This is a genomic window from Agrobacterium sp. BT-220-3, assembly GCF_025910175.1.
In the GTDB taxonomy this organism is placed as follows: domain Bacteria; phylum Pseudomonadota; class Alphaproteobacteria; order Rhizobiales; family Rhizobiaceae; genus Agrobacterium; species Agrobacterium oryzihabitans.
Genome location: NZ_JAPAIX010000001.1, coordinates 576,329 through 587,522, shown reverse-complemented (window position 1 = coordinate 587,522; position 11,194 = coordinate 576,329). Strand labels below are relative to the sequence as shown.

Below are 11,194 nucleotides of genomic sequence, written 5' to 3'. Positions count from 1 at the left end.
CTCACCACGGACCCGGTGAAATCCCGGGTGGCTCTTCTGGCCGCCGATCCGCCAGACAACGCAAAGCACCGACATTCTTTTTTAATCTACCGGAGATGTCTCCGGCCGGTGCGTCATACTTTGCGAAAAAATCAAATGAACAGATTTCAGACTTACAGACGTGAGTGGTTTTCCAATATTCGCGGTGATGTCCTTTCCGGCATCGTCGTGGCATTCGCCCTCATTCCCGAAGCGATCGGCTTTTCCGTCATCGCCGGCGTCGATCCCAAGGTGGGGTTGTTCGCATCCTTCGCCATCGCCTGCGTTTCCGCCTTCACCGGTGGCCGTCCCGGCATGATTTCCGCGGCAACCGCCGCCACCGCCGTGCTGATGGTCACGCTCGTCAAGGAACACGGCCTGCAATATCTCTTTGCGGCCACCATCCTCATGGGCGTGCTACAGATCGCGGCGGGCTTTGCCAGGCTCGGCCGGGTGATGCGCTTCGTCTCGCGCTCGGTCATGACCGGTTTCGTCAACGCGCTGGCGATCCTGATCTTCATGGCGCAATTGCCCGAGCTTATCGGCGTGCCGGTCGAAACCTATGTCATGATCGCGGCAGGCCTTGCGATCATCTATCTCTTTCCGCTGGTTACGAAAATCATCCCGTCGCCGCTGGTCGCCATCGTCGTCCTGACCTGCGTGGCGGTGTTTTCCGGCATGGACATCCGCACTGTCGGCGATCTCGGCGAGTTGCCTTCGACATTACCGGTCTTTGCCCTGCCGCAGGTGCCGCTGACCTTCGAAACGCTTCAGATCATCTTTCCCTATTCCGCAGCACTTGCCGCTGTCGGTCTCCTAGAATCGCTGCTGACGGCACAGATCGTCGACGACATGACGGATACCGGCAGCAACAAGAGCCGGGAATGCATCGGGCAGGGGACAGGCAACATCGCGTCTGCGCTCATCGGCGGCATGGGCGGCTGCGCCATGATCGGCCAGTCCGTCATCAATGTCCGCTCCGGCGGCAGGGGCCGGCTCTCCACTTTCGTGGCGGGTGCTTTCCTGCTGTTCCTCATTCTGGTGCTCGACGATCTCGTCCGCATCATTCCGATGGCTGCTCTGGTGGCAGTCATGATCATGGTTTCCATCGGCACCTTCTCGTGGCGCTCGATCCTCGATCTGCGCCGCAATCCGCCGTCCTCCAGCATCGTCATGCTGGTAACGGTCGGCACGGTGCTGGCGACCCATGATCTTGCAAGGGGCGTGCTGGCAGGCGTTCTTCTGTCCGGCGTGTTTTTTGCGGGCAAGGTTTCCAGGCTTTTCCACGTCCGCCGTGAACTTGCGGCGGATGGCCGGCAACGCATCTACCGTGTCGATGGCCAGATATTCTTCGCTTCGACCGAAAGCTTCATTGCCGCGTTCGATTTCGCCGAAGAGGTGGAGGCAGTGACGATCGATGTCAGCCAAGCCCATCTCTGGGATATTTCGGCAGTTGGTGCGCTGGACAAGGTGGTCCTGAAATTCCGCAAATCCGGCAAGAGGGTCGAGGTGATCGGCGTCAACGAGGCGAGCGCCCATATGATCGACCGTTTCGCCCTGCACGACAAGCAGGATGGAGCGGCAGCTCCGCTCCACTGACCAGAAGTGAAAAGCCCCGGCGGAAACCGGGGCTTTTTGTTATGCTATTCGTTTGCCGTCACCGTCACGCCGAGCATTTTCGGCAGGGTGTTCGGCGCGCCCATCGCGGCACCCATGATCATCGGGAACGGAACCGGCTTTTCCGGCTCTGCCGTAATGGTGAAGTTCTTCGGATTGTCGATATAGGTGTTGATCGCGGCCGACACCATGTTCTGCAGGTCCGGAACATTGAGCGAGGCCATCATGATGGGCGCCATGCCCTTGATGGTCTGGGAAAGCTGCTCGCCCGTCATGCCCTGCTGGTTTGCGGCGTAGTCGATGGCGCGCTTGGTGATGCTGGCGTCCTCGAAGCTGATTTCGGCATTGACGAAGGAAAGCTGCTGCATCAGGCCAAGCATGGCAAGGCTTGCAGCCTGATCCGCCTGTTCCTTGTTCGGATTGGCGGCCTGCGCCTTCACCGTTTCCTGCATCGACTTGATGAAGTCGAGCGTGTAGCCGGAGAAGCCGAACGACATGTTGAGACGGCCGATATTGTCGAGGTCGATGGCATATTCCTCGACATCGACGGTGCCGGAAGCCACTTGCCAGCTGCCGCTCATGGTCATGTCGCCGGAAAGCGCCTTGAGTTCGAGTTTCTCGATGGCGTCTTTCGTGCCGGGATCGGTAACTTCGCTGAGATCCGCCTTGAAGCCGGATGCGTCGAGTTCGAAGCCGATCGATGCCTTGTCGTCGCTGACGGACATGGTGGCGGTGCTTTCCTCAAGCGAGAAAGCCTGCTTGCCATCGACAGAAACGGAAATCGGACCGCTATGCGCCTCATCATAGAACATCAGCGCATCGACCGTGCCAGTCGTGGCGTCAGCAGGAATGGTGAGACCGGACATGTAGATGTCGCTGGCCTTGATCTCCACGTTTTCCTGCTTGTAATCGATATTGTCGAAACGCGCGTTCTTGATGGTGTAGCCGCCGTTGTTTTCCTGGACGTCCTCAAGCGTGATGTTGCCGACCGGAATTTTTTTGGCCGGATCGGCGACCGAGTTGAAGGTCACGCCGTTCAGCGTCACGGTGGAGCCGTTGACGGCGACCGAGCCGGCTGTGATTTCGCCACCCTGTGCGGCGTAGGCGGCATTGATCTTCTTCAGCACATCGCCGCCATCAAGCGCGAAAGCCGGCGCCGAAAGCACAAGAAGCGCGGCACTTGCGAAAAGAACTTGCCGGGTGGATTTCAGTCTCATGATGTTTCTTCCCTCAATGTGCAGATGCGCACCGTGTTCTAGATATGGATGGTGACATTTATATTCGCGATTATTCAAAGGTCTACAGGATTTAGATCGATTCGTATGACGGCGGCATTGCGGCATTTACAACGCGGTTAATAAAAAACCTCATGAAAGAGGTGGTTTCATCCACAGGGCAGACCCCTGAATTTCTTGCCGGGAATCGGCATTTCGGCTAGTCAAGCACCATGGGAAAAAATCTTGTACCTCCGTCAGGCGGAGACGATAACATTCATCCGGTCGATTTGAAGGCGGCGCTTGAAGAGCGCTACCTCGCTTACGCCCTGTCCACGATCATGCATCGTGCGCTGCCGGATGTGCGCGACGGCCTGAAGCCGGTTCACCGCCGCATCATCCACGCCATGAGCGAGATGGGCATCCGCCCCAACTCGGCCTTCAAGAAATGCGCCCGTATCGTCGGCGACGTGATCGGTAAGTTCCACCCGCATGGCGACCAGTCGGTCTACGATGCGCTGGTGCGTCTCGCGCAGGATTTCTCGCAGCGTTATCCGATCGTGGACGGGCAGGGCAATTTCGGCAACATCGATGGCGACGGCGCCGCTGCTTATCGTTACACCGAAGCGCGCATGACCGATGTGGCGGCGCTGCTGCTGGAGGGCATTGGCGAGGACGCGGTGGATTTCCGCGCCACCTATAACGAGGAAGACGAAGAACCCGTCGTTCTGCCGGGCGCCTTCCCCAATCTGCTTGCCAACGGGGCCTCCGGCATCGCCGTGGGCATGGCGACATCGATCCCGCCGCACAATGCGCACGAACTTTGCGATGCGGCGCTTTATCTCATCAAGCATCCGGATGCATCGGTGGAAAAGCTTGTGGAATTCATTCCCGGCCCCGACCTGCCGACCGGCGGTGTTATTGTCGAAAGCCGCGAGAATATTCTCGATGCCTATAAGACGGGTCGCGGCGGTTTTCGCGTGCGCGCCAAATGGGAAACGGAAGATCTCGGACGCGGCGGTTATCAGATCGTCATCACCGAAATCCCCTTCCAGGTGCAGAAGTCGCGCCTGATCGAAAAGATCGCCGAACTGCTGCTTGCCCGCAAGCTACCGCTGCTCGAGGATGTCAGAGACGAATCCGCCGAAGACGTGCGCATCGTGCTGGTGCCGAAGAGCCGCACCGTTGACGCCACGCTCCTGATGGAATCCCTGTTCCGCCTGTCCGACCTCGAAAGCCGCCTGCCACTCAACATGAACGTGCTGTCGCTTGGCAAGGTGCCGAAGGTGATGGCGCTGAACGAGGTGCTGAGCGAATGGCTGGCGCACCGCAAGGACGTGCTGGTCCGCCGTTCCCGCCACCGTCTCGCGGCCATCGACCGCAGGCTTGAAATTCTCGGCGGCCTGCTCGTCGCTTACCTCAATCTCGACGAGGTGATCCGTATCATCCGCGAAGAGGACGAGCCGAAACAGGTGATGATGGCGAAATGGTCGCTCACCGACAATCAGGCCGAAGCCATCCTCAACATGCGGCTGCGCAATCTGCGCAAGCTGGAAGAATTCGAAATCCGCAAGGAATTCGATGAACTCAGCAACGAGAAGGCCGAAATCGAGGGGTTGCTCGCCGCCGATGAAAAGCAGTGGCAGACGGTCGCCTGGGAAATTGGCGAAGTCAAAAAGAAATATGCCAAGGCAACCGAGATCGGCCGTCGCCGCACGCAGTTTGCGGATGCGCCGGATGCCGATATCGAGGCCATCCAGCAGGCGATGATCGAAAAGGAACCGGTCACCATCGTCATTTCGCAGAAGGGCTGGATCAGGGCGCTGAAGGGACACATGTCCGATACGTCGTCGCTCACCTTCAAGGAAGGCGACGGCCCGAAGCTTGCCTTCCCGGCGCAGACGACGGACAAGCTGCTGCTGCTGACGACGGGCGGCAAGGCCTATACGCTCGGCGCCGACAAGCTGCCGGGCGGTCGCGGCCATGGCGAGCCGATCCGCATCATGGTCGACATGGAGAACGATCAGGACATCCTGACGGCCTTCGTCCACGATCCGTCCCGCAAGCTTCTCCTTGTCTCGACCGCAGGCAACGGCTTCATCGTGGCCGAAAGCGAAATGGTCGCCAATACCCGCAAGGGCAAGCAGATCATGAATGTCTCCATGCCCGATGAAGCGAAGCTCGCGGTGCCGGTCACGGGCGACCATGTCGCCGTCGTCGGCGAAAACCGCAAGCTGCTCGCCTTCCCGCTGTCGCAGGTGCCGGAAATGTCGCGCGGCAAGGGCGTGCGCCTGCAACGCTACAAGGATGGCGGTGTCGTGGACGTGAAATGCTTCGCGCTCGCGGATGGCTTGAGCTGGTCCGACACGGCCGGGCGTCTCTTTACCAAGGTTGGCGAAGAATTGCGCGAATGGCTGGCCGACCGCGCCACCGTTGGCCGCACTGTGCCAAAGGGTTTTCCGCGTAGCGGGAAGTTTGGCGGGTAAATCCGTCCGACGTTGATGGGATATCGAAAAAGCGCCGCGTATCGAAATGATATGCGGCGTTTCCGCTTAGGCAAATGGGACGGCGTGGTCTTTGAGGAAAAGACATGCGCCTTCCTCGTCTATTTCACCGGCGGCGACGTTCAGAACGAAAGTATAGAGAGTAGCTTCGTCGGTCTCTATCATGTAGCCGTTTTCCATCAGAAAAACACCGGCGGCAACGATGGCGATCCGCTTGTTGCCATCGATAAAGGCGTGATTGCGTGCGAGTCCAAAGAGATAAGCTGCAGCAAGTTCACACGGATCGTCTGCACCATAACCCGCTTTGTTTATCGGTCGGTGCAGAGCGGATTCGAGTATACCTTCATCACGCAGGCCATGAACGCCGCCAAAACGCTCTATTTGCATGACATGTAATTGCTTGACGATGTTGCTTCGAAGAAAGATGAAGTCCGTCATTCGGCGAGTTTCTTCAAGGCAACTTTGTATTTGTCCATAAAGACACGTGCGTGATCGAGCTGCCGTGCGAAATCCGCGTCAGCAACACGCAGCTCAAAGCCGCCGTTTTTTTCTTCGATGGCAAGTGTGTCGCCCGTCTTGAGGCCCATGCGATCCAAGACTTCCTTAGGAATGATAATACCTTCGGAATTACCGATCTTGCGGATTGTGACATTCATGACGCTAACTCCTGTTATAACGATGTTATAACACATGAGGTTTTGTCATTCAACGGGCAGGTGCATCGTCAGACTTTATCGCCTGCCTCGCCGGATGGCGTGTAAACCTCCCACCCGCGCGGTGTCAGATGCTCCTGCGGATGATAGCGCGTCTTGTATCCCATCTTTTCCGAACCATCGACCCAGTAGCCGAGATAGACGTGTGGCAGGCCGAGCGCGCGGGTGCGGGTGATGTGGTCCATGATCATGAAGGTGCCCAACGAGCGTTTTTCGAGATCGGGGTTGAAGAAGGAATAGACCATCGACAGCCCGTCGCTCATCACGTCGCTTAGCGCCACGGCCAGAAGCTCGCCGCGCTTGCTGGCATCAATGCCGGAGCCCGGTTCGCGCACGCGGTATTCGATGATGCGGGTGTTCACATGCGTATCCTCGACCATGATCGCATAATCCAGCGCTGACATGTCGGACATGCCGCCTGACTGGTGCCGGTGGTCGAGATAGCGGCGAAACAGCGAGAACTGTTCGGTGGAGGGCTCGGCGGCGTGGACGGTGGCGACGACATCCCTGTTGGTGGAGAGAACGCGCCGCATAGATTTTGTCGGCTGGAACTGTTCGGTCAAGATGCGCACGGAAACGCAGGCGCGGCAGTTTTCGCAAGCCGGGCGATAGGCGATGTTCTGCGAACGCCTGAAACCGCCCTGGGTCAGAAGGTCGTTCATTTCCGACGCACGCGGGCCGACCAGATGCGTAAAGACCTTCCGCTCCATCTGGTTCGGCAGGTAGGGGCAGGTGGCCGGTGCCGTAAGATAGAATTGGGGAGAGGGCGTCGCCTGCGTGTTCATCGAACCGTGATCGCCTCCTGCGTCTGTTATGAAAGCGCGCCGCGATTTCACGGGGCTGGCGGCGGCGCTTCAAGCGACAAGCATAATGTCACAGAATGGCAAAATGCCGGAAAACGTCAACTGCGAGATACGGCATTTGCCTGATATGAAAGCCACGTTTACGTGGCTTTCGGCAATATCAGCGCGTTCTGACGATAACGGTGCCAAGCAGGAAGTCATGAACGAGGCGCGAGCGCTCGGTAAAAAGGCCCGCAAGCAGAATCAACGGGGTCAGAACCGAGTTGATGACCCAGAAAAGCACGATGTGAACGGTCGAAAGAAGAAAATCGATTCGCCGTCCGTCCATGCGCGCCATCGCTATACCCATCGCCCGCATGCCGGGCGTGGCCTGCGATGGGCCGCCGAGCGTCATGCCGAAATAAAGCACCGCCACGATGACGAACAGCGCCGGATAGAGGAAGAAGCCGAGACCCAGCGTGATCACGCCGAGAAAGAAGACAATCACGGCCGCCGGAATGCACAGCAGGAGAACGATCGCATAATCGATCAGGAACGCGAAGACGCGCCGGCTCAGGACGCCGCTATAGGCGCGCCAGTCATCCGGTGCGATATAGGTGGGGTTCTGGTCGAGGTTCATCGGTCGTTTTCTCCTGAGAGGTTCTGACAGCTCGGCACATATGCCGTGTCAGCAGACAATATGGGAAGCAAACGACCGAATACAATAAGCGCCAGCTTTCGTGTAGCCTGTCAGCCCTTTGCGAGTTTGCGTGCGGCCTCGATGGCGAAATAGGTCAGGATGCCATCGCAGCCCGCACGCTTGAAACAGAGAAGCGTTTCCATCATCACGCGCTCCCCGTCGATCCAGCCCTGCATGGCCGCGGCCTTGATCTGGGTATATTCGCCGGACACCTGATAGGCGAAGGTCGGCAGGCCGAAATTCTCCTTCAGCCGCCAGCAGATGTCGAGATAGGGCAGGCCGGGTTTGACCATCAGCATGTCAGCGCCTTCCTCAACGTCGAGCGCGGCGTCGCGGATCGCCTCCATGCCGTTGGCCGGGCTGATATAGTAGCTGTTCTTGTCGCCCTTCAGCAGTCCCGCCGTGGAAATGGCCTCGCGATAGGGACCGTAATAACCGGAGGCGAATTTCGTGGCGTAGGCCATGATGCCGACATTCTGATGCCCGGCCGCATCGAGACCGCGACGGATGGCGCCGATGCGGCCATCCATCATCTCCGACGGCGAAATAATGTCCGAACCGGCATCCGCCTGAAGGATCGCCGCTTTGACGACCTGCTCCACGGTCTCGTCATTGACGATCTCGTCGCCGCGCAGAATGCCGTCATGCCCATGGCTGGTGAAGGGATCAAGCGCGACGTCGGTGATCATGCCGATATTTGGAACGGCTTTTTTGACCGCGATGGTCGCCTGATTGATGAGGTTGTTGGCCTCTAGCGCGTTCGAACCGGTTTCGTCACGCAGGTCCATCTCGATATTCGGGAAGGTCGCGATTGCGGGAATGCCGAGATCGGCGGCTTCCTTCGCCGCTTCGACCAGCCTGTCGACGCTCATCCGGCTGACGCCGGGCATCGCCGGAATGGGATCGAGGATATTGCTTCCAGGCACGATGAAGACCGGCCAGATAAGATCATCGACGGTCAGGCGGCTTTCCTGAACCAGACGCCGCGTCCAGTCCGCCTTTCGGTTCCGGCGCATGCGACGATGGCCGGTTATCTCGTCGACCAGATGCGTTTTGTCCTGCATGTAAGAATATCCTTCGTATCCCGCCCATTCTGGAAAGCTCCATAACACGGAGGGCGCACGATGCGAATGCGACAATTTTTCTGCAATGGTGTTGGGGAATATTGCGGCGTTGCCGGGAGTTGACACGGTCGATTGTGCAAACCTGGCGGAACAGGCCAGTAGGAGTGATAGATGCAAACGACGAAGCTTGAGCGGATCGCGGCTGGATATGCCCTTTCGTCCAGTGTTGCGGGACTTTCCCTGGCAGTCGAGCAACGGTCCACCGGATTTTCCTGGCGGCTCGGCGACGAGCAGCGGCCTTATTTCATCGCCAGCATTACCAAGTTGTTCACGGCAGCTTTGATCGTCCAGCTGTGCGAGGAGCACAAGCTCACACTAGATGCCCGCGCCTCGGATCTGCTCGGATGCGAGATGATGGCTGGTCTCAATATTCAGGGTGGACATGATTTCGGATCGCAGGTCACGATCGGTGAACTTCTGGCCCATACCTCCGGCATTCCGGATTATTTCGAGCAGAAGCGGCCGGACGGAGAAACGGTCCTCGCCGATCTGCTCAAGGCAGACAGGGGTTGGAACTTCGAGGAACTCCTGTCCATTTCCCGTTGCATGAAGGCTCGCTTTGCGCCCTCCACGCCGGGAAAGGCGTTCTACAGCGACACCAACTACATGCTGCTCGGTCGCATCGTCGAAATTCTGGCGGGTTGTTCTTATGAAAATGCGCTGCGCAACCGTATCTTTCAGCCGTTGGCGCTGAAGGATACCTGGCTCTTTACGCCTGCGACGCTTGATCGCTATAGCGATGTCGCAGCGGTTATGTATCGAAACACGCCTCTGCATACTCCCAAAGCCCTGGCTTCGTTTGCCGCCGAAGGCGCCATCGTCTCGACCATGCGGGACCAGATCCGGTTTCTGCGCGCTTTCATCGGGGGTGAGCTGTTTCCCCAAACCAGCCTCATGGGGATGACGGCACAATGGCGCTCGATCTTCTCGCCATTCGTGCCTCTTTCCTATGGCATCGGTGTCATGCGGTTCAGCATTCCGCGCTGGCAGTCGCCTTTCTTTCGGGTACCCGCCATGATCGGGCATTCCGGCGTCTTCGGGACTATGCTGTTTTATGTGCCGGACCGCGATCTCTACATCGCCGGGACTGTCAACCAAATGGTGCCGCGCAGTCTTGCCTATCGCCTGCTGGTGCGCATTGCCCTGACCTTCTAGAGAAAGAAGGCGCGGCCCGTTAAAGGTCCAGCGGTTCCACACCTGTCGCAAATGGGCCTTGCTGCTTTGACAAGACGAACCACCGAATTCAATATGGGCTGGTCGCCCGCCCGTCGAGACCGTATCTTCCGGCCATGGAACCTGATTCTCAACCTCTGCCGAAGCGTCCGCTTACGGAAATCCTCTTTCTGGTCTTCATGAGGCTGGTCGCGGTTTCCTGTTTCTGGTTCGGCCTGCAATATTGGGCGATGCTGACGGGATATTCGCTGGGAGGGCACGGACGGTTCGATATGCTGAACCTGCCCTGGCGGGTGGCGGGCAGCGCGCTTGCGGTGATTTTCCCGGTCGCGGCGCTCGGTCTCTGGCTCGGCGCTTCCTGGGGGGCTGTCATGTGGGTCATGGGGGCGGGCGCTCAGATCGCCATGTACAAGGTGTGGCCGCATATCTTCGGCGCCAACACGCTCGTACCCGTGATGCACGGCCTGGTGGCAACCATTTATATACTATTTCTGGTCGCTTTCTGGCTGGATCAGCGCCAAAATGAAGAGCGCGCAAGAATTGATTTACCATAAGAATAAAGCAATTCGGCCCGATTTCGGGCCTGATTTTATCGCTAAGCCATTGATTTATAATGACTGGCTGGGAACCATTCCCGCTTCGCCACAAGTTTGGCCCCTTTGGAAAAATGCAGGTAACCATTTGTTAATCGTAGCTTTTAAGTAGAATTTTATGCGCATTGATTAGGTTCTCACTCAAGGCGGGAGACAAACAAACACACCGCCAAACAAAACAGTGAGGCAGTCATGATCAATAGCAAAGTTAAGCCCCAGGCCGTTGTTGCCGATGCACATGAAGATACCATCCGTTCGCTCTACATGGAGTCGCTGCATCTGGTGGAACGTCTCCACCGCCGCCTTCTCGATGTCATCAAGGACGAGTTCGACCGTCAGGGCCGCGATGACGTCAACGCCGTTCAGGCACTCCTGCTGTTCAATATCGGCAATTCCGAACTGACGGCCGGCGAGCTTCGTTCACGCGGTTATTACCTCGGCTCGAACGTTTCCTACAACGTCAAGAAGCTGGTCGACCTCGGTCTCATCAACCATCAGCGTTCGCGTGTCGACCGTCGCTCGGTCCGCATCAGCCTGACCGAAAAGGGCCAGGAAATCGCCGAAACCGTTGCGCGTCTCTACGAACGCCACGTCGGCTCGATCGAAAAGGTCGGCGGCATCGGCACCGGTGAGTTCTCCGAAATGAACAAGCTGCTGCAGCGTCTGGACCGTTTCTGGAACGACTCGATCGCCTATCGTCTTTAATACCGCGACGGTTTCACTGTTTAAGCCGGGGGCATGACTTTGCCTCCGGCT

Annotated in this window: 11 protein-coding genes and 1 other annotated feature; of the genes, 5 read left to right on the top strand and 6 right to left on the bottom strand. The window is 58.0% G+C overall.

Features of this window, described 5'->3' with window-relative positions; translation table 11 throughout:
• Positions 1–5 precede the first annotated feature (5 nt).
• Positions 6–61 (top strand) — a sequence feature (sul1 is cis-regulatory element that is thought to sense ions involved in sulfur or methionine metabolism; They are found in Alphaproteobacteria).
• Positions 62–135: 74 nt separating this feature from the next.
• Positions 136–1,617, top strand: a complete 1,482-nt coding sequence (locus tag OK142_RS03085; protein ID WP_498680999.1) for a SulP family inorganic anion transporter — start codon at positions 136–138, stop codon at positions 1,615–1,617.
• Between the two features lie 44 nt (positions 1,618–1,661).
• Here OK142_RS03085 and OK142_RS03080 read toward each other — a convergent pair whose 3' ends face one another.
• Positions 1,662–2,852: an aq_1923 C-terminal domain gene (locus tag OK142_RS03080; RefSeq protein WP_498680997.1), complete on the bottom strand. Its 1,191-nt coding sequence runs from the start codon at positions 2,850–2,852 to the stop codon at positions 1,662–1,664.
• Between the two features lie 230 nt (positions 2,853–3,082).
• Here OK142_RS03080 and parC point away from each other — a divergent pair, with 230 nt between their 5' ends.
• Complete coding sequence (gene parC / locus OK142_RS03075; protein WP_498680995.1) at positions 3,083–5,335, top strand: DNA topoisomerase IV subunit A; 2,253 nt, start codon at positions 3,083–3,085, stop codon at positions 5,333–5,335.
• Positions 5,336–5,401: 66 nt separating this feature from the next.
• Here parC and OK142_RS03070 read toward each other — a convergent pair whose 3' ends face one another.
• The 5 genes from OK142_RS03070 to hemB all read right to left on the bottom strand — a co-directional run bounded on the left by OK142_RS03070 (position 5,402) and on the right by hemB (position 8,612).
• Positions 5,402–5,791: a type II toxin-antitoxin system death-on-curing family toxin gene (locus tag OK142_RS03070; protein ID WP_498680993.1), complete on the bottom strand. Its 390-nt coding sequence runs from the start codon at positions 5,789–5,791 to the stop codon at positions 5,402–5,404.
• Positions 5,788–6,009: an AbrB/MazE/SpoVT family DNA-binding domain-containing protein gene (locus tag OK142_RS03065; protein ID WP_216331121.1), complete on the bottom strand. Its 222-nt coding sequence runs from the start codon at positions 6,007–6,009 to the stop codon at positions 5,788–5,790. The genes OK142_RS03070 and OK142_RS03065 overlap by 4 nt, the downstream gene beginning before the upstream one ends.
• Before the next feature lie 68 nt (positions 6,010–6,077).
• A complete protein-coding gene (locus tag OK142_RS03060) occupies positions 6,078–6,851 on the bottom strand; it encodes an arginyltransferase (protein ID WP_498680990.1) in 774 nt (257 codons plus the stop codon).
• 178 nt (positions 6,852–7,029) lie between these two features.
• Positions 7,030–7,488, bottom strand: coding sequence for an RDD family protein (locus OK142_RS03055; RefSeq protein ID WP_082184101.1), 459 nt, complete (start codon positions 7,486–7,488; stop codon positions 7,030–7,032).
• Positions 7,489–7,598: 110 nt separating this feature from the next.
• Entirely contained in the window at positions 7,599–8,612 is a 1,014-nt protein-coding gene (gene hemB / locus OK142_RS03050) for a porphobilinogen synthase (RefSeq protein ID WP_498680988.1), read from the bottom strand.
• A gap of 171 nt (positions 8,613–8,783) precedes the next feature.
• On the opposite strand from hemB, the gene OK142_RS03045 reads away from it, so the two are divergent.
• From OK142_RS03045 to ldtR, 3 genes are all read left to right on the top strand, one after another.
• Positions 8,784–9,827 (top strand): serine hydrolase domain-containing protein, encoded by a 1,044-nt coding sequence (locus OK142_RS03045; protein ID WP_498680987.1) that lies wholly within the window; start codon positions 8,784–8,786, stop codon positions 9,825–9,827.
• A 134-nt stretch (positions 9,828–9,961) separates the two neighbouring features.
• On the top strand, positions 9,962–10,399 hold the full coding sequence (locus OK142_RS03040) for a DUF6163 family protein (protein WP_003496683.1): 438 nt from the start codon (positions 9,962–9,964) through the stop codon (positions 10,397–10,399).
• A gap of 234 nt (positions 10,400–10,633) precedes the next feature.
• Complete coding sequence (gene ldtR / locus OK142_RS03035) at positions 10,634–11,143, top strand: transcriptional regulator LdtR (protein WP_026363448.1); 510 nt, start codon at positions 10,634–10,636, stop codon at positions 11,141–11,143.
• Positions 11,144–11,194 lie beyond the last annotated feature (51 nt).